This window comes from Microbulbifer sp. CAU 1566, assembly GCF_023156515.1.
In the GTDB taxonomy this organism is placed as follows: domain Bacteria; phylum Pseudomonadota; class Gammaproteobacteria; order Pseudomonadales; family Cellvibrionaceae; genus Microbulbifer.
This window is the reverse complement of the sequence record NZ_JALNMG010000004.1, coordinates 309,723-333,794: the sequence shown is the minus strand read 5'-3', so window position 1 is coordinate 333,794 and position 24,072 is coordinate 309,723. Positions and strand designations below refer to the sequence as shown.

The window sequence follows — 24,072 nt, the reverse complement described above, 5'->3', positions numbered from 1 at the left end:
GTAAAGATTTGAAATTTGAGGATCGGGAAATGAGTAACGGGCAAATTGTGCAAGTTATCGGCGCGGTCATCGACGTGGAATTCCCGCGCGACGCCGTACCGAATGTATACGATGCACTCGTGTGTGAGGAAAAGAACCTCACCATGGAAGTGCAGCAGCAGCTGGGCGACGGCATCGTACGTGCTATCGCCATGGGTTCTTCCGAAGGTGTTCGCCGCGGTCTCGCGGTAACCAACACCGGCGCCCCGGTATCCGTACCGGTTGGTACTGAAACCCTCGGCCGCATCATGGACGTTCTGGGTAACCCTATCGACGAGTGTGGCCCTATCGGTGAGAAAGAGCGTTCCTCTATCCACCGCGCTGCGCCGACCTACGAAGAGCAAGCAAACTCCACCGACCTGCTGGAGACTGGCATCAAGGTAATCGACCTGGTATGTCCGTTCGCCAAGGGTGGTAAAGTTGGTCTGTTCGGTGGTGCCGGTGTAGGTAAAACCGTAAACATGATGGAGCTCATCAACAACATCGCCACCGAGCACAGCGGTCTGTCCGTGTTCGCGGGTGTGGGTGAGCGTACTCGTGAAGGTAACGACTTCTACCACGAGATGCAGGAAGCCGGCGTTGTAAACGTCGAAGAGTTTTCCAAGTCCAAGGTAGCGATGGTCTACGGCCAGATGAATGAGCCGCCCGGCAACCGTCTGCGCGTAGCCCTGACCGGCCTGACCATGGCCGAGAAATTCCGTGACGAAGGTCGTGACGTACTGTTGTTCGTGGACAACATCTACCGTTACACCCTGGCCGGTACCGAAGTATCCGCACTGCTCGGCCGTATGCCGTCTGCGGTAGGTTACCAGCCGACTCTGGCGGAAGAGATGGGCGTTCTGCAGGAGCGTATTACCTCCACCAAGACCGGCTCCATCACCTCCATCCAGGCGGTATACGTACCGGCGGATGACTTGACCGACCCGTCTCCGGCGACCACCTTCGCGCACTTGGACTCCACCGTAGTACTGAGCCGTGATATCGCCTCTAAGGGTATCTACCCTGCGGTTGACCCGCTGGACTCCACCTCTCGTCAGCTGGATCCGCTGGTGATCGGTCAGGAGCACTACGACACTGCGCGTGGCGTTCAGTCCGTACTTCAGCGCTACAAAGAGCTGAAAGACATCATCGCGATTCTGGGTATGGACGAGCTGTCTGAAGAAGACAAGCAGATCGTTGCCCGTGCACGTAAGATCGAGCGCTTCCTGTCTCAGCCGTTCCACGTTGCTGAAGTATTTACCGGTGCACCGGGTAAATACGTTTCCCTGAAAGAAACCATCCGTGGTTTCCAGGGCATTCTGAACGGCGACTACGACCACCTGCCGGAGCAGGCCTTCTACATGGTTGGCGGCATCGACGAAGCCGTTGAGAAAGCCAATAAGAAGTAAGGCACGCGCGTGGCACCCGTAAATATGCGGGTGCCACAAGGCAAACAGCTGAGAATGAGGTAGCCTTATGGCTATGACAGTACATTGCGACATCGTTAGCGCAGAGGAATCCCTCTTCTCCGGTCTGGTGAAGATGGTGATTGTCAGCGGCGTCGAAGGGGAACTCGGTATCTCCTACGGTCACGCGCAGCTGCTCACCGCCCTCAAGCCGGGTCCGGTACGCATCATCAAGGATAATGGTGATGAAGAGGTGCTGTTCCTGAGCGGTGGCTATGCCGAAATCCAGCCGAATATGGTGACCATCCTCGCCGACATCGCCGAGCGCGAAATCGACGAAGAGGCGGCCAAAAAGGCGCGCGAAGAGGCGGAACACGCCCTGCGCAGCGCCCCGGCGGATATCGACTATGCCCGCATCTCCGCGCAACTTGCCGAAGCCGAAGCCCGCCTGCGCACCATGCAGGCGATCCGCAGGGCCGCCGGTAAGTAATTCCCGCAGTAATGCAGGAAATCGAAAAAAGCAGCTTCGGCTGCTTTTTTTTGTTTCAGGCGGATCAAAATTCGCAAAAATCACCCGATGCGACGCACAAATTTTTTGCGATAGTGCTCGCAAAAACAACGCTGACTTTTCTCCCTAACTTGTCGCCCTGGAATGCCTGAAAATCCCCCCCTGCCCCGCAGCTCCCGGCACTATTGGGTCAACGGCGCTTTCCAGTGTAAATGACCAAATTCATCTAATTCGTTCTTGTTACAAAGTGTTACTCAGCGCCAAAACCAACTGTGTTCTATTCAATGACCCAGTGGCGCAGCAGCACCTGCTGGCGCCACCTGAAATAAAAATAAATCTAGTCAGGAGGTCCCAATGCAATTCGGGAAATTATTCTCGCGCATATCCCTATTGGCGTCGTTGACGGCAGCCGCACTACTTTCCGTCTCCGCCCACGCTATGAAACTCAAAAACCAGAACCTCGAAGAACTGGTTGCCGAAGCCGATAGCATTCTTATCGGCCAGGTTGTCAGTGTCACCGATGGCTTCCAGAACAGTGCCCCGTTTACCGAAGTGACCATTCGTGTCGGTAGCGATGCCAAGGGCAAAGTGAAAGACGACAGTGAGTACACCTTCCGCCAGTTTGGTTTGATCAAGCCGCGCTCCATGGGCAACGGCAAGGTCTATCTCGGCGTTACCCCAGAAGGCTTCGCCAAGTGGAACGAAGGCGAGCAGGTTGTGGCCTTCATGTACAAAAAAGCCGAAATGACCGGCTTCCAAACCACCACCGGTATGGCGCAAGGCAAATTTATCGTGAGTAACGATAAAGCCACCAACGCGTTCAACAACCACGGCCTGTTCGAGGGCATGGACACCTCTGCCCTGTCCAACGAAGAACAGAACATGATTACCAATCCTGGCTCCATGAGCGCTGCCACTTTTGTCGGTCTTGTTGGGAAGTTGGTTGAGGAGAGCAAATAATGAAAATGAAAAAGCTCAATATCGCGATGGCGCTGGCCCTCGCTTCCGCTGGTGCACAGGCTGGTGGTCCGCTGTACATTCACGAACCGACCATGCAGCCCTACAAATGGGATACCTCCAAGGGCGATATCCCGGTCTACACCGACGGTGGCCCGATGACGCCGATCGCAGATGGTGGCGAAGCACAGGCGTTTACCGTGAATTACGACGGCAATGTTTTCCTGACCATCGAACAGGCGAATGCGGTTACCGCGAAAGCCATCGCCGAATGGACGAATGTGGAAACATCCACACTGTCGATGACTATCCAGGGCACCATCGAAGAACAGACCGGTATTGCCGACGTCAATGAAACCAACGTTGGTGAAATCTACGGTAAGGAAAACGGCTACGGCTTCTGGGTCAATTACGACACCGATGGCCAGATCCTCGAGCAGTATTTTGGCGTGCCGAAAAATCAGGTACTCGGCATTGCCTTCCCCGAGTGGGCTGACGAAGAGACCGGTGAAATCACCGAAGCGACCGCGCTGATGAACGGCTGGTTTGTAGATATCAGTGATACCGAAGGGGAAAAAGTCGCCGGCGTATTCACTCACGAGTTCGGCCATGCGATGAACATGTCCCACTCCCAGGCCAACGGTCACTTCAGCTATATGGCGGCGGCCTACCGTCCCTACTACGATGGCGTTCCGGGCTGTGACACTGCGACTTTGTTCAACGGTGCGCAGCGTCCTTCCGAGGACACCATCGAAACCATGTTCCCGTTCATCAATGTGCGCGGCGAAGCGGGACGTCAGCAGTCGACCATCAGCGTACGCGATGACATCGTCAATATTTCCGACCTGTATCCGACTGATGCTTACAAATCCGAGTACGGTTCCATCACTGGCAAGTTGTACCTGAAAGACGGCGTCAGCGAATACTCCGGCATCAACATGGTGGCGCGTAACATCGACAACCCGATGTACGACGTGATCACCCAGCAGTCCGGCAATATGACGCAGGGCATGGTCGGTCCGGACGGTACCTTTACCATCAATGGCCTGCAGCCGGGTGCACGCTATGTGCTGTATACCGACACCATCAAGGCCGGCGGATACCCGACTGCTCCGACTGCCATCGTTTCCCAGGCCGAGTACTGGAACGCCGGTGAGAGCGCCAACCCAGGCGAAGACCGCGCGTGTAACTTCACCCCGATTACCGTACAGGCGGGTGAAACCAAGCAGACCGATATGTACTTTAACGGTTACATGGACGGTATCCAGTACACCCCGCTGGTGCAGGCATTCGTTACCGATCTCGCAAAGAATGGTAAGAAAGCCCTCGGTACCGTGGGCAACGGTATCCCGTTCGTGTATGACTCGGTACAGAAATCCTTCGCCCTGCACCCGAACACCGATGTGCGCAGTAACGGCGGCCGCATGAACAAAAACGCCACCAAGGCGGCGATCACCGCGGACCTGGATGGCAACGGCATCAAAGAGCCGGCGATGTGGGACCTGGTCAGCAACAAGCTGAAGCCCATGCAGGACCTGAACGGCAACAGCTGTGGCGGTTCCGGTACCGCGGGCAAACAGTCTGCCGCCGTGTGGGATATGGACGACAGTGGTGAAGTCATGGTCGGCCTTGGCTATAAGGATATGGACGGTGACGGTAACTGTCAGCGCGCCGGTGCCGGCGAAATGGTACCGGTAAAGTGGGACAAGCACGGCAACGTCGAGGAGCTGCCCTACGACCTGCCGGGCTTCGTACAGTGGGTGCGCGCCGATCGCATTTCCGGCGATGGCAGCGTGATTACCGGTTCCAGCGCCTGGAACCAGGTCGCCTGGGTCAACGGTGAATTCCGCGATATCAACCGCGAGTTCGGTGCCCAAAACGGCACCGCGATGAACCATGACGGTAGCATCGTGGCACTGGACACTGCTAGCGGCGTCAAGTTGTGGAATCCCAAGACCGACGAAGTGAAAGAAATCGGTGGCCTGACCTGGTGTGAGGACCTGGATTACAACAACTTCTTCTACGGCAACCTGTGCACCAACCCGCAGTTTGGTCCGGAATACATCCAGAATGCTCTCGGCCCCATCCCGGTCATGCCCACCGACATGAATGACGACGGTAGCGTGATCGTTGGTCGTGCTGGCTCCTTCTTCACCGGCTTTGTCGGCGCGGTGTATCTGGAAGGTATCGGCTGGATCAACACCCGCGACTTCTTCAAGAAGCAGGGTGTGGTGGAGGCATCCCAGTTCCCGATCGACAACCCGCTGTCGCTGAGCGCCAATGGTTCCGAGATGATGGGCAACCTCGCGGGCGCCACCATCACCTTCGACATCGATATGGACACCGCGTTTGTGTGTAAAGACGGTCGGGATCGCGAAGTCAGCTTCCCCAAGCAGCTGATCGCAGAGGTTAAGGGCGGCGCCGAATTCGGTCGCTGTGCCCACCTGAACGACTAACTTTTACTGTCCAATCCTTTCTTGTTAAGCCCGCCCTATGGCGGGCTTTTTTTATACCTGTGATTTTAATTTCGGTCTCGCCGGGCCATCATTGCGCTATCGATCGAACGGATCTTTCCTCGAGCTCAATTGGAACCATGAAGGCAGACATGACGAAAAATGGCGAGGTGCGAATCGGCCTGGCGCTGGGGAGTGGCGCAGCGAAAGGCTTCGCACACATTGGTGTTCTCCGGGTGCTGGATGAAATGGGGATCAAGCCCCATGTGATTGCTGGCACCTCGATGGGCGCTTTCGTGGGGGCCGCCTATTCCGCCGGTGCACTCGACAAGCTGGAAGAGTGGGTGCGGATGCTCGACAACTGGCGGGTATTTTCACTGCTGGATATCAACTGGTCACTGAGCGGCGGCGTGATTGGCGGTATCAAGCCATTTCGTGCATTTTTCGAGGATTTCGACTTCGAAAATATTGAAGACCTTCCTTTGCCGTTCACCGCCGTGGCAACCGACCTGCATAGCGGCCAGGAAATCTGGTTGCAGCGGGGTAATCTGCAGGATGCGGTCAGTGCCTCCTGTTCCATACCGGGGCTGCTCTCACCCAAGGCCCTTTCCGGACGCTGGCTGGTCGACGGTGCCGTGGTCAACCCGGTTCCGGTCGACGTTTGCCGGGCCATGGGTGCGACCACGGTAATTGCGGTGGATGTGACCGAAGATACCGCACCGCTGTTGGAGCGGGAGCACGGTGAGGTAAGAAAAGTCGTTAGTGAGAAGTCTTCCCGTGCCGACGAGCGCGTACTTGAAGTGGAAAGTGAACAGATAGCGCGGGCAGAAACGGACGGCGATCGTAAAGAGCACAGCTTTGCCGATGGCTTCTCCAAACTGGTTGAGCAGGGCCGGGAGCAACTCAACCATTTGCGCAGTCGCCGCGACGCAAAAGCGGCGCCTCCCGGCATGTTCGATACCATGCGTCGCGCCATGGAAATACTTGAGCGTCGCCACAAACGCACTCGCATGATGGGCGCACCGCCGGATGTATTGATCCTGCCGAAAGTCGGCGATATCGGTGGTAATGAATATGCGCGGGCTGCGGAAGCGATCGAACTGGGTGAGAAAGAAGCCCGTCGCCTGCGCACCTGGATTGAAGATATGGTTGTCCATGCCTGACGCTCTCGTGATACCGCTCCGCCTCGCAGCTTCGTTTCTGGTGTTAATACTGGTAACGACTGCGACAGGGGCCACCGGCGCAGCTGCCAGCGAGTGGCACCAGTACCAGTCGGAAAACTTTACGGTCTATTCCGATGTACCAGAACGCCGGGTGAATAGCCTGGTGCGAGACCTGGAGCGCTTCCGTCGCGCTGCACTCTCCTTTACCGGACAGGAAGAAACACCGGAGAACAACAAGCTCCGGGTGTTCCACTTCCGGAACTCCCGCGAGTTTGAAAAATTTACCGGCGACCGCAAGATTGCGGGTCTGTACCGGGAAACCTGGGAGGGACCGGTGATTTTATCCCGGGATGGCGACCACGGTATTTCCGGATCCGGACTGATTTTCCACGAATATGTGCACCACCTGATGCGCGAGCGCAGCGGCTTGACCTATCCCCGCTGGTATTCCGAGGGATTCGCGGAATTACTCGCCAGCGCCGAGCTGCGTAAGGAAACGGTGCTGGTGGGCGGACTCCCGGAGTGGCGATTAAGTGCCTGGGCGGCGGATGAGCCTCTCTCCATTGAACAGCTGCTGTCACCGCCACCACTTGTGGCCAGCGCGGGTGAGGATAACAGCCGCTATTGGAACAATTACTACGCCAGCGCCTGGTTGCTTACCCACTATCTACAGCTGGGACATAATGCCGGTCACCCGGACTATCGGGCTGCCACACAAAGTTATCTGCAGGCGGTGGCTGCCGGCGATAACCCCTTTGCGGTTTTCGAGGAACATTTCGGCAAACCGGTTACCGAATTGCAGCGTGAGATGCTCGCCTATATGCGCGACGATTTTCACCGTTACAAGTTGGATATTCCCGAATACACCTACTCCATACCGAGGCGTACCCTGACCGAAAACGAGCGCCTGTTCCTGCTCGCCAGCGAAGCGATGGACTTCGACAAACCAAGACTGGCGATGGACTACTTGAAGCAGAGCGAACAGCAAGGACTCGGCTGGCAAGAAAATCGCACTGCCATGGCTGTGATCGACGCGCGGGATAAAAAGTACAAGCTTGGTGAGAAGGTCGCCAAGGAGATTGGCGAATATGGCCAGATCAGCCACCTGACGGCCGCCAACCTTGCCGAGTACTACCTGCTGCGTTTGCAGGCGCTATCGCTCACCCGTGAGTGGGATGACGACTTTTATGAAATGGCGGTGAAGTACGGAAAAATCGCCGTGCAGATGGGGCCGGACTATCTTCCCGGTTACCGCACCCTGTGGACCGCGTATCAATTGAACGGAAAAAGTGAAGAGGCATTGCAGATCATGCAGAGTGCCTATCACCAGGAGCCCAATCACCTGAACATGAATGCAGCGATCGGCTTTTATCTCGCACATCTGGGCAGAGATGCGCTGGCGAGGGAATATCTGGAACGGGTAGTGGCCTGGAGCCACTCTGCAGAACTCCGTTCCAGGGCGGAATCGCTTCTTCAGGGCAGGTAATAACCGAAGCCTCCAATAACCCTCCCGCACCACACCGAATAAAAAAAGCCCGCAGTGAAAACCGCGGGCTTTTTTATGCATTAAACGAGACGCCAGGCAATCAGTGCACCCAGTGGTGTCGCTCCTGCTTCTCTTGAATGGCTTCCGCGGTTGGCGTCGGCATGGCGCTCACGGGTAACCGCTCGTGGAAGAACGCCAGGCGCTCGCCGCCGTCTACCTCGTTCATGGTGGCCGCATCGAACACCTTGCCGTTGATCACCGTGTACTGGATGTTCTCGGACAAGCGCAGGTTTTCCAGCGGGTTGCCGTCCACCACGATGATGTCCGCCAGTTTGCCGGGTTCCAGGCTGCCCAGGTCTTTATCCATGCCCAGGTAGCGGGCGCCGTCGATGGTGCCGGCACGGAAGGCTTCCCACGGGGTGAAGCCGCCCTGCTCCATCATCCACAACTCCCAGTGGGCACCGAGGCCTTCGCGCTGGCCGTGGGCACCGATATGCACGGTAACGCCCTTGTCGCGCAACTGCTTGGCGTGGTGGGCCACATTGAAGTGGTTGTAGTGATGCTCCGGTGCGCGTTCGCGACGGATGGAACGCGGGTTGACGATAAAGTCCGGGGTGAAGCGGGTCAGGCGCTCGTTTTTCCACACTTCGGTGTGGTCGTACCAGTAGTACTCACCGGAGAGGCCGCCGTAGGCCACCACAAAGGTCGGGGTGTAACCGACATTGGTCTGGCTCCACAGCTGCTGCACGTCGGAGTAGATATTGGCGATTGGCAGCGAGTGCTCCACACCGGTGTGGCCATCCACAATCATATTCATGTTGTGCTGGTATTTACCGCCACCTTCCGGCACCACCATGATGCCGTGCTTGCGGCCTGCTTCCAGCACCTGCTGGCGCTGTTCCCTTCTGGGCTGGTTGTAGCTTTTCACCGAGATGGCGCCCATTTCCTTCAGGCGGCTCACATGGAATTCGGCGTCTTCCAGGCTGTTGATCTTGGCCCGGTAGCCTGGGCCCTTGGCGCCGTAAAGGATGGTACCGGTGGAGTAGATGCGCGGACCATTGATCACACCGGCCTTCTGCATTTCAGCAGCGGAGAAGATCTCACTGCTGTCGTTGGACGGGTCGTGAATGGTGGTGACTCCGAACGCCAGGCTGGAATACAGGTTCCAGTTCTGCTGCGGGATGATCTCCTCGCGTCCCTGGGCGCCGTGGGCGTGAGCGTCGATCAGGCCGGGCAAAACGGTTTTGCCGGTGACATCGATACGCTGGGTACCAACGGGGATTTCCACTTCACTGGCCGTGCCCACCGCAACAATGCGGTTGCCACGGAACAGCACCACGCCGTTTTCGATCACTTCCTGCGCCTGTTCGGCATCGCGCATGGTCACCACGGTGCCGCCGGTCAGTGCGATCAGTTTGTCGGAATGGGCGAATTTCTGCTTGAAGCCGAGGTCGATGCCTTCGCTCACCGGCTCCGGCAGCTGCTCGGGTGCGCCGGCGACAAAATCAAACGCATCCTTCAAGGCGCGTTCATACAGCTTCGGACCGTGAGCCCAGCCCAGGGTGTTGCTGTCGGCGGACCAGTGCAGGTTTTCGCCGGCGCGCGCAGAGACCTGGGTTACCTTCACCGCGGAGGCTTTGGGGCCGATGGATTCGGATTTGCCGGTGTGCATAAAGGGCGCGGCGTAGGCTTTGAAATCCTGGGTAAAGGCGACCCAGCGGCCGTCCGGGGACAGGCGGAAGGAGGTGATTTCGGTACCGTGCAGGTGTTCGCGCTCGTCCTTACCGTTGGCATCGACGCTCTTGAACACCCGCTTACCACCGTCACCGTAGACGAACTCGGAGAAGTAGATACGCTCGCCATCGGCGCCGAAGTGCGGCTCATAACCGGACTTGGCGATGCGACGCTGCCAGTCACCGTCGGCGTCGGCCAGGTAAATGCCAGGCTCGAGGGAGTACTCGGGGCTCAACAGGTAACCGCCGGTAAAGCGACGGAAAGTCACCTGCTCACCATTGGGAGAAAAACTGGGCTCCACGTACAGGCCCGGTTCTTTGGTGATGTTCTTGCCGCGGCCATTGCGCGCGGATACCACACGCACCTGGCCGAGCTTTTCATCGTCCCAGGTGACATAGGTGATCTGCTTGCCGTCGCGGGACCAGCTGGGGTAGAACTCGAAGTGCTCATCCTGGCGGGTCAGTCGGCGACGTTCGCCACTGTTCACGTCCTGAACGTAGATCTTACCCAGGGCCTGGAAGGCGATCTGCTTGCCGTCCGGGGACTTCTGCGCCCAGCGGATCATCTTCACATCGAACTGCTCCGGTGCCACATCCACCGGGAAGCGCACCGCGTCCGCTACCTGTTTGTCGGTTTTGACGTGCGCGACGATCTCGCGCGCGCCGCTATCCAGGCTGCTGCCATCGGCGGCGATGCGCAGGAACTTGCCCTTGCTCCACACGATCAGGGATTTGCCATCCGGCATCCAGTCGTACTGCACATAGTTGCCGTGGGAACCGAAGGTCTCCTGCAGATCGCGCTCCAGCTCGGAGTAGATCGGGGTTTCCAGGCCGGTGGTTAGGTCTTTCACGAACAGCGAGGTGTTGAAGTCCTGGCGGCGGATAAATGCCAGTTTCTTGCCATCCGGCGATGGCATCGGGGAAATGGAACCGCCGGGGCCGGACACGAAGGTCTCGTCCTTGCCGTCATTCAGGTCGTAGCGGTTGATGGCAAAGATCTGCTGGGTGGAGTTTTTGTTGTAGTGCCACACGGTACCCGGCGTGGTATCGATGGTGTAGTAGATGTAGCGGCCATCCGGGGAGAACACCGCATCGGAGATATTCTTCTGTGCGATATCGCCGCCCAGGCGCGCCTTGATCTGGCGACCTTCACCACCGCCGTAGTGGTACATCCAGATTTCACCGGCCGGAATACTGCGGCCACTCATAAAGCCCTTGCGCGCCACCAGATACTGGCCGTCGGGGCTGAAGCTGGGTGCGTGCACCAGGTTTTCGCGCTCGGTGGTGAGCTGGCGCAGGTTTTCGCCATTGCGATCCATGATCCACACATTGTCGGCGCCGTCTCGGTCACTCACGAATACGATGGACTTGCCGTCGGGGCTGAAGCGCGGCTGGGTGTTCCAGGCGATTTCGTTGGTGATGGCCTTGGCGTCACCACCAGCTACCGGCATTTCATAGAGGTCGCCGAGCATGTCGAAGACCATGCTTTGTCCGTCCGGGCTGATATCCAGGTTACTCCAGGTGGTCTCGCGGGTGTCCAGGGGGATGGACTTGAACTCGTAGGGAGGCTTGTTCACGTCCCACTTGTCCGCTTCTTTCTTGGCCTCTTCCGCGATGGCGGCGAGGGGCAGGGTCAGGGCGAATCCGGCGCCGCCGATCAGGCGCGCCAGCTTGCTGACTTTGGTTTTTATCACTATCGGGCTCCCGGGTTACTGGAGTGTTATCTGACTGGGTGGCTGCCCGGATAGGACAGCGCTACTGGTTATAGAACTATTACGCCAAATTACCGGAATATCGGTAAAAGACAATGGATCTGCGCCGTAAGGGAGAAAACTCGGGATATCTGGTGGCCGCCGGATTTTTACCTGCGGCAGGCGCTCGCGGCATGGCAACACTCCAGACCATGGGGTGACTAGACTGGGTTTTAAGGGTGCCGCTTTCGGGCACTTCTCCGGTGAGCAGCCCATTGCAGGAAGCACCTATGAACCAGCGCAAGGATAACGACCGGCCGAAGAGCGATCGTCAGATTCTGTGGGAACAGATGGATGAGAGCCTGCGGGAGTACCAGCGCAACAACAAGGCGCTGCTGCTCTCGTCGGTGGCGGCGGGTATGGAAATCGGCTTCAGCCTCTTTCTGATCGCCGCGTTTTACAGCCACTTTCACGGCAACATTTCCCACTCCCTGCTGTACCTGCTCACGGCCCTCAGTTATCCGATCGGCTTCATTCTGGTGGTTATCGGGCGCTCGGACCTGTTTACCGAGCACACCACCCTCGCCATTCTGCCGGTGCTGGACGGCCGCAAGACGGTGCGGCAGTTGATGCGGGTGTGGGGGCTTATCTACGCCGGGAATCTGCTGGGTGCGGCCCTGTTCAGCGCGCTGTTTGTACAGTTCGTGGGGATGACCGATCGTTTCGATGACACGGTATTTTCTTACTACGGCGCGAAAATGACGTCCGACTATGTCGGCGGACAGTTCCTGGGGGCGATTTTTGCCGGTTGGTTGATGGGGTTGCTGGCGTGGATGGTGACCTCATCCACGGAAACCATCAGCCGAATTACCGCGGTGGCCTTGATCACCTTCGTAATTGGTCTCGGCGGTTTGCCCCACTGCATCGCCGGCGCGGTGGGCATGTTCAGTGCCTGGTTTTCCGAGGGCACTACCGTGGGCTTTGCCGAAGTGGCTGAGTTCCTGGCCATTGCCACCATCGGCAACACCATTGGCGGCTCGGTGTTTGTGGGGCGGATGAAATACAGTTTTACCGCCAGACGCGACAGCCATCGGGACTAAACCCTCAGCCGATGTAAGACGCATCGGTGGTGAACACCACATCAAACTCCTGTTCGGCGACAAACTCCGCCATCCGCTCGGTGATCAACTCCCGCCACACGTCCGCCTGTTCAATACTGGCCGCGTGCCGGTCTTCATCGATCAGGATGCGCGCGTGCAGGTAAATCGAGCGACCGGTCTTGGTGATGCTGAGAGACCAGTCCCTCCCCGGAATGTCGTGCATGGCATCGCGAAATGCGCGCCGGATGGTCCGCTGGACATCGATCGGCGGTGCCGCCAGCAGCACTTCCAGCAGGTTGCGGTACAGGATGCGTATCGGTACCGGCAGCATCAAAATCACCATGGCGATGACCATCCAGGAATCCACAAACGGCAGCCAATCCCCCAGTGCATCGCCGAATTGCCAGACCAGGGTGAAGGCGATCAGCACCACGCCACTGAGTACGCCATCCATCATCCAGGCGAAAGAGTCCACTTCGATCAGGGACGAACCGGTATGTTTGGCAATCCGGCGCAGCACCAGATAAACGGCGAGACAACCGGTGCTGGCGATGGCGGCATAAATTGTTGCGATACCCGCATTCAGCGTGCGTCCGCCCTGATACAGGGCCGCTACGGCGGAAGACAGTGCCATCAGCATTACTCCAACGATCACCATGCTTTGCAGCACATTGAAGGCCGGCTCGAAACTGGCATAGCCGAATGGAAAGCGCCGGTCGGCACTGCGCCGGATCAGCTTTGACACAATCAGCATGATCAGTGACATAACGAAACTGACCAGGGAGAAGACCCCATCGAGAAAGATCGCCGCCGATCCGGTCCAGTGCGCAAAACCGAACCCCAGCGCTGCCATAAACAGACAGCCCGAGATTGAAAGCCAAAGCCCCCTTGCTTCCATGGGTAGAAACTTCCTGTGTAGGTTCTGTATCGGGTTTCGATGTAGTGAATGGGGAATTCTAGCGGGAAATTGCCGCCGCTTCCCAGGGCCCTACTTGTGATGGCGCGGCTAAGTAGCCACAATTCGCGGCCATTCTTCGGTAAACCGCTGTCCCACCAGGAATCATTATGGCCATTGATATCGTCATCCTCGCTGCCGGCAAAGGCACCCGCATGCGCTCCGATCTGCCCAAGGTACTGCACCCCATCGGTGGTGTACCCATGCTGGGTCGGGTCATCGATTCGGCCAGGGCGCTGGGAGATGTGGCGATTACCGTGGTGATTGGCCACGGTGCCGAGCTGATTCGCGAGCGCTTTGCGGACAGCGGCGTCACCTTTGTCGAGCAGACCGAGCAGCTGGGCACCGGTCACGCCGTGGCCCAGGCGATCCCCAGTTTCCGCCAGGATGCCACGGTGCTGGTGCTCTACGGCGATGTTCCCCTGGTAAAAACGGCCACCCTGCAGGCGTTGCTGGAAGCCTCCGCCGGCGGCCCTGCCCTGTTGTCAGTCTTGATGGACGACCCCTCCGGCTACGGCCGCATCGTGCGCGACGCCGCCGGCCAGGTTCAGGCCATCGTCGAGCAGAAGGATGCCGATGCGGCAACCCTGAAGATCACCGAAATCAACACCGGTATCCTCGCCGCCCCCGGCAACCTGCTGGCGCAATGGCTGCCGGAACTTTCCAACGACAACGCCCAGGGTGAGTACTACCTAACCGACGTGATCGCACGCTCTGTGGGCGAAAACATCGCGGTTACCGGGGTGATCGCCGACGATCCCAACGAGGTGGCCGGTGTGAACAGTCGTGCCCAGCAGGCGGAACTGGAGCGCGCGCTGCAGGCAGATAACGCCAGTGCGCTGATGGCTGCCGGTGTTACCCTGCTGGATCCGGCGCGGGTAGATGTGCGCGGATCCCTGCGCTGCGGTGCCGATGTGTCTATCGATATCAACTGCATCTTTGAAGGCGAGGTTTCCCTTGGTGATGGCGTCAAGATCGGGCCGAACTGCCTGCTGAAAAACTGTCAGCTGGCCGCGGGCACCCTGGTGGAAGCCAACTCCATCATTGAAGATGCCAGTGTCGGCGAAGCCTGCACCATTGGTCCCTTTGCGCGTCTGCGTCCGGGCACCGAGCTGGCCAACGGGGCCAAAGTCGGCAACTTTGTCGAAACCAAAAAGGCGAAGATCGGCCTCGGCAGCAAGGTGAACCACCTCTCTTATATCGGTGACGCGGAAGTGGGTGACGGCGTCAATATTGGCGCGGGCACCATTACCTGCAATTACGACGGCGTGAACAAATCCAAAACGGTCATTGGCGATGGCGCTTTTATCGGCTCCAACTCCGCGCTGGTGGCGCCGGTGAACATTGGCGCCGGCGCGACCGTTGGTGCCGGTTCCACCATTACCCGCGAAGTGAGTGCTGACGAACTGGCCGTCGCACGCGGCAAGCAGCGCAATATCGCTGGCTGGCAGCGCCCCGTTAAGAAGTCCTAGAAGTCCGACCTACCTGAATGCACCGGCACCGGGGTACCCCGGTAACTGCCAGCCGCCGCCGACTACACTTGAATGCATCGGAAAGAAAGGAATCCGCCGATGCACAAGCCGCGCCTGCAACTCCAGGCTTCCTTCGATATTGCCTACCTGCAGTTTCTGGATAAACAGGGGCGGGCCACCCAGCCCCTGCCCGAGTTCGCCACCCCGGACTGGCTCACCTATTGCTATCGGCAAATGCAGCTCGCGCGCATGGTGGATGATCGCGCGGTCAAGCTGCAGCGCACCGGTCGCCTCGGCACCTACCCTTCCACCCTCGGTCAAGAGGCCATCGGCGTTGCTACCGGAATTGCGCTGATGGCGGAAGATGTCTATTGCCCCTATTACCGGGAGACCGGGGCCCTGCTGGAGCGCGGTGTCACCATTGAGGAAATCCTCGCGGTCTGGGGCGGCGATGAGCGCGGGCAGAATTTCCAGTACGCGCCGCGAGATCTTCCCATCTGCGTTCCCATCGCCACCCAGTTACTGCATGCCGCCGGTGTCGCTTTCGCACAGAACTACCGCCACCGGCAACACGGCAGCCCGTTGCAGGTTGCTGTCGCCAGTTCCGGCGAGGGCGCTACCTCCAAGGGCGACTTTTACGAAGCCATCAACCTGGCTGGTGTCTGGAAGTTGCCGGCGGTATTCGTGGTCAACAACAATCAATGGGCCATTTCCGTGCCCCGGGGGCTGCAGACGGCGACTCAGACCATCGCCCAGAAAGCCATTGCCGCGGGAATCCCCGCTTTGCAAGTGGACGGCAATGACCTGGTTGCGGTGGCCTGGGCGGTGCGCGATGCGGTTCAGCGCGCGCGCAGTGGTGAGGGGCCGGCGCTGATTGAAGCGGTCACCTATCGTCTCTGCGATCACACCACCGCCGACGATGCCAGTCGATACCGCAGTGCCGAGGAGCTGGAAAGCGCCTGGCAATGGGAGCCGATCAAGCGCCTGGAAAACTATCTGCGCAGCGAGGACCTCTGGAGCGATGCCAAGCAGCAGGATATGCAACGGGAGCTGGCGCAGATCATGGAAGCTGCCCTGAACCGCTTCGAACAGCGCAGCCCAGAGCCGGTTACCGCCATGTTCGATCACCTCTACAGCCAGCTCCCCGAGGGGCTTTACGAGCAATACGACCAGTTGCGCGACGAGCAGCAGAACCCCGGCGAGGTGCACGGCTAGATGGCGGAAAACAACCGGGACAAAGGCCCGATCACCCTGGTCGAGGCGGTGACCCAGGCACTGGCCCATGCGCTCGCCAACGACCCCGATGTGGTGCTATTCGGACAGGATATTGGCGCGAACGGTGGCGTATTTCGGGCAACGGATGGTTTGCAGCAGCAATTCGGGCGGGACCGGGTGCTGGATACGCCGCTGGCGGAAAACATGATCGCCGGCATAGCGGTGGGTATGGCGACCCAGGGGCTTAAGCCGGTTGCTGAATTCCAGTTTATGGGGTTTATCTACCCGGGGCTGGACCATATCCTCAGCCACGCCGCGCGCATGCGCAATCGCACCCGCGGCCGGTTGCACTGCCCGATTGTCTACCGGGCACCCTATGGCGGCGGTATTCATGCGCCGGAACACCACAGCGAGAGCACCGAGGCGCTATTCGCGCATATCCCGGGCCTGCGGGTAGTGGTGCCCTCCTCCCCGGCGCGGGCTTACGGCTTGCTGCTGGCCGCGATTCGCGACCCCGATCCGGTACTGTTTCTCGAGCCGAAGCGTATTTATCGCGCCGCCAAGCAGCCGGTGCCGGATGACGGCGAGGCCCTGCCGCTGGATCGCGCCTTTGTGCTGCGTGAGGGGCGCGACCTGACCCTCATCGCCTGGGGCGCCAGCGTCAGGGAAACCCTCACTGCCGCCGAGCAGTTATCCACAGAGGGGATTGAGGCGGAGGTCATCGACCCCGCTACCCTCAAGCCGCTGGATATCCACACCATTGTCGACTCCCTGGAAAAAACCGGACGCTGCGTGGTGGTCCATGAGGCTGCCCGCTTTGCCGGGCTCGGCGCGGAAATTGCCGCCCAGATCCAGGAGTACGCCTTCGACCTGCTCAAGTCACCGGTACAGCGGGTAACCGGCTACGACACCGTAATGCCCTATTACCAACTGGAGAACTCCTACCTGCCCGGCGTGCAGCGCATCGTCGCCGGCGCGCGCGCGGCCCTGGATTATGGCCGGGACAATGATGGGGAGAGTGTTGGGGAGGGCCAGCGGTGAAGATTTTTAAATTGCCCGATCTCGGCGAGGGGCTACCCGACGCGGTGATTCGGGAGTGGCATGTAAGAGAAGGCGACACAGTGAGCGCCGACCAGGCGCTGGTAACCGTGGAAACCGCAAAAGCACTGGTAGAGGTGCCAGCTCCCTGGGCGGGCACCGTGGAAAAGCTGTTTGCCGAAGCCGATGAAACACTGGAAACCGGTCAGCCGCTGGTCGGTTTCACGGAGGCTGCGACCGCGTCCGTCAGTCCCACCGCAAACGAAAAAAGCAGTGACCAAGCGGCGGATTCAGGCACCGTCGTCGGCAAAATTGAACAGGGCAGCGAATCCCTCGCGGTGGAAAACCGTCCCCTGTCCAACCGCCCGCGCAATACCACGCCGGCGGTTCGCGCCCTGGCTCGCCGCTTGTGTGTCGACCTCTCTGGATTGCACCCGGCGGGTGCGCGTTTTACCGAGGCAGAAGTGCGCAGAGCCGCCAGCGGCCGGCCGCTGCCGAGGTGGGATGCGCAGCCGGAGCTGGTTTCAGAGGTAGCCCAGGAAATAGTCCCGGAAATAGCCCCGGAATCGGCCAAACAAGCGGTAGCGCCGGGTGGCGAGAAACCCGACCCCGCGCGCCGCGCCATGGCCCTGGCGATGGAAAAATCCCGGAACCAGGTCTGCCCCATGACCCTGTGTGACGAGGCCGATATCAGCCGCTGGAAAAAATCCACCAATGCGACGCTGCAGCTGCTGCGGGCCATCGCCCACGCCGCAATGGCGGAGCCAAACCTGAACGCCCATTTTCATTGCGACCGCCTGGCTCCCCAGACACCGGTGAATATCGGCCTCGCGGTAGATGCCCCCAAAGGCCTGTTCGTGCCGGTGCTGAAAGACATAGATGCCCTCAGCGACGAGCAACTGCTGGAAAAAATCCAAACGTTTAAGCAGCAGGCCAGCGAAGGCGCCATTCCCCAAGCCGATCTCCAGGGGGCCACCATCCACCTGTCCAACTTCGGTAGCCTCGGCGGGCGCTTCGCCACCCCGGTGGTCGTGCCCCCCCTGGTGTGCATCGTCGGTGCCGGTCGCAGTTTTGAAGCAGTGCTCCCGCATAAAGGCAAGGCCCGAATCCGGCGCCTGCTGCCACTCTCGGTCACGGCCGACCACCGCGCTGTCACCGGCGGGGAGCTGGCCAGGTTCCTCCAATCCGTGAAGGAATTTCTGGCGCACCCGCAATAAAGCCCGGTTTCTGACCAGGTTGAGACCTGTGCGGCATAAAGTTTTTGTGATTTTAAGTTTCGGTTTGCTATGCTTAACTTACGAATCGAAACTTAGGCGATCATGTCAGAACGCTCATGTCCAAGCGTAATACTCAGCAGCGCCGCCACCAGATACTCAGCCAGGTCAACGATGCCGGTGAAGCCAGTGTCGAAGAATTGGCGCGCCAGTTCGAAACCTCGGAAGTTACGATCCGAAAGGATCTGGCGGCCATGGAAGACAGCGGCCTGCTTCTGCGCCGGCACGGCGGCGCCATACCCCTGCCCCGGGAGCTGGTGGCCGAAGACCCCCTGTCCCAGACCAAGCGCGCCATCGGCCGCGCCGCCGCTGAACTGATCCGCGACCACAACCGCATCGTCATCGACTACGGCCGCACCACCACCGGCCTGATCCCCGAGCTCAACCACAAGCGCGGCCTCGTGGTCATGACCAACTCCCTGCACGTCGCCAACCAGCTGCGGGAACTGGAAAGCGAGCCCACCCTACTCATGACCGGCGGTACCTGGGACCCCCACTTCGAAGCCTTCCAGGGCCAGGTCGCAGAACAGGTACTGCGCGGCTACGACTTCGACCAGGCATTTATCGGCGCCGACGGCATCGACCTGGAGCGCGGCACCTGCACCTTTAACGAACAGATCGGCCTATCCCGCGTGATGGCCGATGTCGCCCGCGAAGTGATCGTGATGGCCGAGTCCAGCAAGGTGGGCCGAAGAATCCCGAATCTGGAACTGAGTTGGGAAATGTTCGGCACCCTGGTGACCGACAGCGGAATTGAAGACAAGGTTTGTGCGCAGCTGGAAAACCGAGGGCTGCGCGTCATCTGCGCGGAAGTGAATTAAAGAAAACGGAGAGTATTCAATACTCTGAAATTTGACGAGAAGGCGGCGATGCCGGGTAAGGGTGGGCGAGACCTTCTGCGAGAGGGACCTCGCAGAAGAGCCCCCATGGATGGGTTCACGGCGTGTCTCGCCCACCCTTACCCGGTAGCGCCGCCGCCACAAAACCAATCATGTGGCACCGAACCGAAATATCGAGGTAAGAAAAATGTGTGGAATCGTAGGCGCCCTGGGCCAAAGAAACGTAACCGGAATCCTGCTGGAAGGCCTGCGACGACTGGAATACCGCGGCTATGATTCTGCCGGTGTATGCCTCGTCAACGGCGACGGCAAACTGCAACTGCGCAAAACCCAGGGCAAAGTCGCCGACCTGGAGTCTGCCCTCGACGACAGCCCCACCGCCGGCCAGCTTGGTATCGCCCACACCCGCTGGGCCACCCACGGCGTCCCCTCGGATAAAAACTCCCACCCACACGCCTCCGGCAACTTCGCCCTGGTGCACAACGGCATCATCGAAAACTACCAGGAACTGCGCGACCAGCTTATCGCCAAAGGCTACGAATTCCAGTCCGAAACCGACACCGAAGTCGTCGTTCACCTGATCCACGACCTCGCCAAAGACAACCGCGATCTGCTGCAAGCCGTGTCCGCCGCCACCAAAGAACTCCAGGGTGCTTACGCCCTTGGCGTCGTCTGCTCCACCGAACCCGAGCGCCTCGTCTGTGCGCGCCTCGGCAGCCCACTGGTAATCGGGGTTGGCATTGAGGAAAACTTTATCGCCTCCGACCCCATGGCCCTGCAGCAGGTCACCGACCGCTTTATCTTCCTGGAAGAAGGTGACCTCGCCGAAGTCACCCGGGACAGTATTGCCATCTGGGACAAAAACGGCGAAGAAGTGAGCCGACCGGTGAACAAACTCCAGGGCGGCCACGATGCCGCCGACAAAGGCCGCTACCGCCACTACATGCAGAAAGAAATTTTCGAGCAGCCAAAAGTGGTCGAAGCCACCATGGCCGGTCGCATCGGCGAGCACTCGGTGCTTTCCCAGGCCCTCGGCACCGCCGCCAATGAAATCCTGCCCAAAGTAAAACAGGTGCAGATCGTTGCCTGCGGCACCAGCTACCACGCCGGACTCGTCGCGCGTTACTGGATCGAAGACTGGGCCGGTGTGCCCTGCTCCGTCGAAGTCGCCAGCGAAATTCGCTATCGCAAAACCGCCGTGCGCCCGGGTACTTTATTCGTCACCATTTCCCAGTCCGGAGAAACCGCCGACACCCTCGCCGCACTGCGCCAGGCCAAAGAGCTCGGCTACCTCGCCTCCATGACCATTTGTAACGTGCCCAACAGCTCCCTGGTACGCGAGTCTGAACTACACCTGATGACCGAAGCCGGCCCGGAAATCGGCGTCGCCTCCACCAAAGCCTTCACCACCCAGCTGGTCGCCCTGCAGATATTCTGCATCGCCCTGGCCAAAGCCAATGGCATGACCGGTGAACGCGAAGCGGAACTCATCACCGCTCTGCACCAGCTGCCAAAACTGATGGAAAAGTTCACCGGCCTGGACACTCTGGTAAAAGCCACCAGTGAAGCCTTCGCGGAAAAAAATCACGCGCTCTTTTTAGGCCGCGGCGTCGAGTACCCGATTGCCCTGGAAGGTGCACTCAAACTCAAAGAAATTTCCTACATCCACGCCGAAGCCTACCCCGCCGGCGAACTCAAACACGGCCCGCTGGCACTGGTGGATGCGGATATGCCAGTCATCGTCGTTGCACCCAATGATGAACTACTGGAAAAACTGAAATCCAATCTGCAGGAAGTGCGCGCACGGGGTGGTGAACTGTTTGTTTTTGCCAGCCCGGAAGCCGGCTTCAAAAGTGAATCGGGAATGACAGTGGTAGAGGTTCCGGATGCCCCGGAAAGTCTGCAGCCGATTCTTTATACGGTGCCGCTGCAATTGCTGAGTTATCACGTGGCGCTATTGAAAGGCACCGACGTAGACCAGCCACGAAATCTGGCAAAATCGGTGACTGTCGAATAATTCTGGTCCCCCTAAAAAGCTAGCGGCAGTCGACCCTGAAAAAGTGGTCGGCTGTCCTCCAATTTCGCTTTAAGTAAAAATATAAGTTCGTATAGCTTCCTCGCACGATAAACCTCAGCCTTTGCAATCTGAATTGATTCATAAATTGTGATCACCATCTAAATAGAATCACTTCAAATGTGATTGGCATCACAAAATGCCCCACCCTTGGCGCACAAATCAACCTATTGAGAGGTTGGGTTGGCGCACATTTCATGAATATGGTCACATCCCCCGCCATTAATTTCGGGCCTCTCCTGGGGGCTTTCGGTATTACACATACAAAATCAACAAGGGATTGGTATGCGGCACATAGGGAAACCGTGTAAAGGCAAGGAGCTTATGTTCCTTGCTGCACTGAGTTTAGGCTTCCATTCTTCTGCGTTCAGTGGGGAATTCGAAGTATCCGGGAGCCACAACTTTGTACGTTCTCCGGGGAAGCCTGAAACCCAAACCGTTCAATTTTCCGCTCCCAAGATCGGGCAGCATTATGTTCTCCGAATCTATAACGGAGAAAATGCTGAAGAGCTGGTTACCTCAGCCAGGGTCGCTTTAAATGGCACTGACTATTTTGAACCGGCTGATTTCAAGAAGAGTGCCCTATTTCTCGATACACCCCTGATTTCACTGGAGTTACAGAATTCCCTATATGTCATGCTAGATGGCAAGCCCGGAAGCGGGCTGGCAGCCGAAGTTATCGGTATCGACAATGTGGCACCTACCATCAGCGCAAGTATCAATCCAGATCCCAATTCCGCAGGTTGGCACAATACAGATGTGAACGTCAGCTTTCTCTGTGAAGATGAGCTCAGTGGAATAGCAAGTTGTACTTCTCCCATAGATGTTTCAGCAGAAGGCGCCACTCAGGGTTTCGTGGGAGAAGCCAAAGATAAGGCAGGGAATACCGCCACCGTCACCGCAACAATCAGTTTGGATAAAACTGTACCTGTACTGAACTCTGAAATATTACCGCAGGCGAACAGCAACGGATGGCACAACCAACCAGTTGCCATTACCTACACCTGCTCAGATTCACTTAGTGGTATTTCAGCCTGTCCCGATACAGCGACGGTAAATCAGGAAGGTGGAAGTCAATCTGTATCTGCTGAAGCGTTGGATCTGGCAAACAACAAACAAGAAATCGAAGATCTCGTCAATCTGGATCTGACTCCGCCAACCATAAGCGCAAGCGTATCGCCAGCCGCCAACAGCGCGGGTTGGCATAGTTCTCCTGTTACTGTCAGTTTCAACTGTACAGATTCTCTCAGTGGTATAGAAACTTGTGAGAGCGCAGAGACTTATTCTGGAGATGGTGCCAACCAATTAGTAAGTGGAATTGCGACTGACCTGGCCGGTAACACGAAATCGACTTCGGTGACTTTTAATCTTGACACCACCTCGCCAGAGATTAATTTCATATCCCCCGTTAACGGTGCATTACTACGTGACCGTTTACCGACGGTACAGCTTCTGTTGTCAGACAACATAGCAATCGATCCAGAGTCATTCTCCTTAAATGTCACCGGCAGCATCCCTTCCAGTTGTTCACTGGTAAATGGACGTGCGACCTGCCAATTTCTCCAGCCCTTGCCTGTTGATTCGAAAATTGTGCTTATCGCGCGTGTAAATGACAACGCTGGCAATACGACCGAAATCTCCACTGCCACAGCCATAGATACTGACTTTGATGCAGTTGCTGACTACCTGGATCAATGCCCGGAAACTCCAACAACAGAGAGTGCAGATGTAAACGGTTGTGCACTAACGCAGCTCGACAGCGATCAAGATGGAATCAGCGATGCGGAAGAGATTGCTGCAGGCTCAGACCCTCAAGATGCAACAAGCTTTCCTCCTGTGCTGATCGAAACTTTCACGGCGACTCCATCGGCCATTGATAGTCAAAGTCAACCGGTAAAACTCAGTTGGAAAGTGTCTGGTGCAGACAAAGTGGTGCTGAGTAACGACACCGATGAAGATACTTATGAAAGCCAGGAATTACAGGGTGAACTGAATACTAACCCTAAAATCACCACGATCTACATTCTGACGGCGTCAGGTCCCGCGGGTGAAGTACGAGCAAGTGCCACCGTTAAAATTAATGTTCCTCAGCCATCCGAGCTTTGGACGGATCCCAGTGTTCCCGTCCAGGAAAAAATCGCTACCTCACTTGCCGTATCTGACGATGGTAGTGCGTATGTTGGCGCGTTTGACGGGAATTTTTACAAGGTGAATTCACGGGGTGAAATCGAATGGACCTTTGAAAATTCCGGTCTGGTGATGGGGAAAGCGGCCATTTCCGGTAACCGGATTATCTTCGGTGCGAATTTCAGTGAAGGTGGTAAACCAGCAAGTGCTGGTCGCGTCTTTGCTCTCAATTCCAGTAAGCAGCCGCTATGGAGTTTTGATACAGACGGCGCTGTTGTTGCTGGTCCTCTATTGAGCAGTGATTCATTTATCGTCTATATCGCCACATACAGCGGAAGTGTATATGCACTGAATGCACAGGACGGTTCCAGTCTGTGGCAATTACAACTACCTGATGGGGCCGCTATTACCAGCAGTCCGGCTCTGTCTGGCCATAGGTTGATTGTGCATACGGAAGATAAAAAAATATTTGCGTTGGATTCCAGAGTGGAAATCGAGAGTGATCGGATTCTCTGGAGCAGAAATCTCTACTGAATATTTTTTTAGCCAAATTCGGTAATAAA

16 protein-coding genes are annotated in these 24,072 nt (G+C 57.9%); 14 read left to right on the top strand and 2 right to left on the bottom strand.

Going from position 1 to position 24,072, the window contains the following annotated elements; all coding sequences use genetic code 11:
* The first annotated feature begins 29 nt into the window (after positions 1-29).
* From atpD to M0G74_RS12225, 6 genes are all read left to right on the top strand, one after another.
* Complete coding sequence (gene atpD / locus M0G74_RS12250) at positions 30-1,427, top strand: F0F1 ATP synthase subunit beta (RefSeq protein WP_160151884.1); 1,398 nt, start codon at positions 30-32, stop codon at positions 1,425-1,427.
* Between the two features lie 67 nt (positions 1,428-1,494).
* A complete protein-coding gene (locus M0G74_RS12245) occupies positions 1,495-1,914 on the top strand; it encodes a F0F1 ATP synthase subunit epsilon (protein WP_160151885.1) in 420 nt (139 codons plus the stop codon).
* 372 nt (positions 1,915-2,286) lie between these two features.
* On the top strand, positions 2,287-2,892 hold the full coding sequence (locus tag M0G74_RS12240) for a hypothetical protein (protein ID WP_248217388.1): 606 nt from the start codon (positions 2,287-2,289) through the stop codon (positions 2,890-2,892).
* Entirely contained in the window at positions 2,892-5,345 is a 2,454-nt protein-coding gene (locus M0G74_RS12235; RefSeq protein WP_248217386.1) for a hypothetical protein, read from the top strand. The genes M0G74_RS12240 and M0G74_RS12235 overlap by 1 nt, the downstream gene beginning before the upstream one ends.
* A gap of 149 nt (positions 5,346-5,494) precedes the next feature.
* Positions 5,495-6,505, top strand: a complete 1,011-nt coding sequence (locus M0G74_RS12230) for a patatin-like phospholipase family protein (protein WP_248217385.1) — start codon at positions 5,495-5,497, stop codon at positions 6,503-6,505.
* Positions 6,498-7,991, top strand: coding sequence for a hypothetical protein (locus M0G74_RS12225; RefSeq protein WP_248217383.1), 1,494 nt, complete (start codon positions 6,498-6,500; stop codon positions 7,989-7,991). Before M0G74_RS12230 ends, M0G74_RS12225 begins: the two co-directional genes overlap by 8 nt.
* Before the next feature lie 100 nt (positions 7,992-8,091).
* Here the strand turns inward: M0G74_RS12225 and M0G74_RS12220 are convergent, their stop codons facing one another.
* Positions 8,092-11,418, bottom strand: coding sequence for an amidohydrolase family protein (locus M0G74_RS12220; protein WP_248217381.1), 3,327 nt, complete (start codon positions 11,416-11,418; stop codon positions 8,092-8,094).
* 287 nt (positions 11,419-11,705) lie between these two features.
* On the opposite strand from M0G74_RS12220, the gene M0G74_RS12215 reads away from it, so the two are divergent.
* Positions 11,706-12,515: a formate/nitrite transporter family protein gene (locus tag M0G74_RS12215; RefSeq protein WP_248217379.1), complete on the top strand. Its 810-nt coding sequence runs from the start codon at positions 11,706-11,708 to the stop codon at positions 12,513-12,515.
* A 4-nt stretch (positions 12,516-12,519) separates the two neighbouring features.
* Here the strand turns inward: M0G74_RS12215 and M0G74_RS12210 are convergent, their stop codons facing one another.
* On the bottom strand, positions 12,520-13,413 hold the full coding sequence (locus M0G74_RS12210; protein WP_282450158.1) for a cation diffusion facilitator family transporter: 894 nt from the start codon (positions 13,411-13,413) through the stop codon (positions 12,520-12,522).
* 167 nt (positions 13,414-13,580) lie between these two features.
* Here M0G74_RS12210 and glmU point away from each other — a divergent pair, with 167 nt between their 5' ends.
* From glmU to M0G74_RS12175, 7 genes are all read left to right on the top strand, one after another.
* Entirely contained in the window at positions 13,581-14,942 is a 1,362-nt protein-coding gene (glmU, locus tag M0G74_RS12205) for a bifunctional UDP-N-acetylglucosamine diphosphorylase/glucosamine-1-phosphate N-acetyltransferase GlmU (protein WP_248217372.1), read from the top strand.
* 99 nt (positions 14,943-15,041) lie between these two features.
* Positions 15,042-16,157 carry a pyruvate dehydrogenase (acetyl-transferring) E1 component subunit alpha gene (gene pdhA / locus M0G74_RS12200; protein ID WP_248217370.1) on the top strand — a complete coding sequence of 372 codons (1,116 nt, stop codon included), beginning with the start codon at positions 15,042-15,044 and terminating at the stop codon, positions 16,155-16,157.
* On the top strand, positions 16,158-17,198 hold the full coding sequence (locus M0G74_RS12195; protein WP_248217368.1) for an alpha-ketoacid dehydrogenase subunit beta: 1,041 nt from the start codon (positions 16,158-16,160) through the stop codon (positions 17,196-17,198). It abuts the gene before it with no gap.
* Positions 17,195-18,412, top strand: coding sequence for a dihydrolipoamide acetyltransferase family protein (locus M0G74_RS12190; protein WP_248217366.1), 1,218 nt, complete (start codon positions 17,195-17,197; stop codon positions 18,410-18,412). Before M0G74_RS12195 ends, M0G74_RS12190 begins: the two co-directional genes overlap by 4 nt.
* Positions 18,413-18,528: 116 nt before the next feature.
* Positions 18,529-19,290: a DeoR family transcriptional regulator gene (locus M0G74_RS12185; RefSeq protein WP_248217357.1), complete on the top strand. Its 762-nt coding sequence runs from the start codon at positions 18,529-18,531 to the stop codon at positions 19,288-19,290.
* A gap of 205 nt (positions 19,291-19,495) precedes the next feature.
* Entirely contained in the window at positions 19,496-21,325 is a 1,830-nt protein-coding gene (glmS, locus tag M0G74_RS12180; RefSeq protein ID WP_248217351.1) for a glutamine--fructose-6-phosphate transaminase (isomerizing), read from the top strand.
* Between the two features lie 381 nt (positions 21,326-21,706).
* The gene (locus M0G74_RS12175; protein WP_248217349.1) at positions 21,707-24,043 is read left to right on the top strand and encodes a PQQ-binding-like beta-propeller repeat protein; all 2,337 of its coding nucleotides are present in this window, start codon (positions 21,707-21,709) and stop codon (positions 24,041-24,043) included.
* Positions 24,044-24,072 lie beyond the last annotated feature (29 nt).

Bases quoted from the DNA above. Each gene is read 5' to 3' on its own strand.
- M0G74_RS12245 (WP_160151885.1), top strand. From the start codon at position 1,495: ATGGCTATGACAGTACATTGCGACATCGTTAGCGCAGAGGAATCCCTC.
- pdhA (WP_248217370.1), top strand. From the start codon at position 15,042: ATGCACAAGCCGCGCCTGCAACTCCAGGCTTCCTTCGATATTGCCTAC.
- M0G74_RS12240 (WP_248217388.1), top strand. From the start codon at position 2,287: ATGCAATTCGGGAAATTATTCTCGCGCATATCCCTATTGGCGTCGTTG.
- M0G74_RS12225 (WP_248217383.1), top strand. From the start codon at position 6,498: ATGCCTGACGCTCTCGTGATACCGCTCCGCCTCGCAGCTTCGTTTCTG.
- M0G74_RS12230 (WP_248217385.1), top strand. From the start codon at position 5,495: ATGACGAAAAATGGCGAGGTGCGAATCGGCCTGGCGCTGGGGAGTGGC.
- M0G74_RS12175 (WP_248217349.1), top strand. From the start codon at position 21,707: ATGTTCCTTGCTGCACTGAGTTTAGGCTTCCATTCTTCTGCGTTCAGT.
- atpD (WP_160151884.1), top strand. From the start codon at position 30: ATGAGTAACGGGCAAATTGTGCAAGTTATCGGCGCGGTCATCGACGTG.
- M0G74_RS12235 (WP_248217386.1), top strand. From the start codon at position 2,892: ATGAAAATGAAAAAGCTCAATATCGCGATGGCGCTGGCCCTCGCTTCC.
- M0G74_RS12195 (WP_248217368.1), top strand. From the start codon at position 16,158: ATGGCGGAAAACAACCGGGACAAAGGCCCGATCACCCTGGTCGAGGCG.
- glmS (WP_248217351.1), top strand. From the start codon at position 19,496: ATGTGTGGAATCGTAGGCGCCCTGGGCCAAAGAAACGTAACCGGAATC.
- M0G74_RS12185 (WP_248217357.1), top strand. From the start codon at position 18,529: ATGTCCAAGCGTAATACTCAGCAGCGCCGCCACCAGATACTCAGCCAG.
- M0G74_RS12215 (WP_248217379.1), top strand. From the start codon at position 11,706: ATGAACCAGCGCAAGGATAACGACCGGCCGAAGAGCGATCGTCAGATT.
- glmU (WP_248217372.1), top strand. From the start codon at position 13,581: ATGGCCATTGATATCGTCATCCTCGCTGCCGGCAAAGGCACCCGCATG.
- M0G74_RS12210 (WP_282450158.1), bottom strand. From the start codon at position 13,413: ATGGAAGCAAGGGGGCTTTGGCTTTCAATCTCGGGCTGTCTGTTTATG.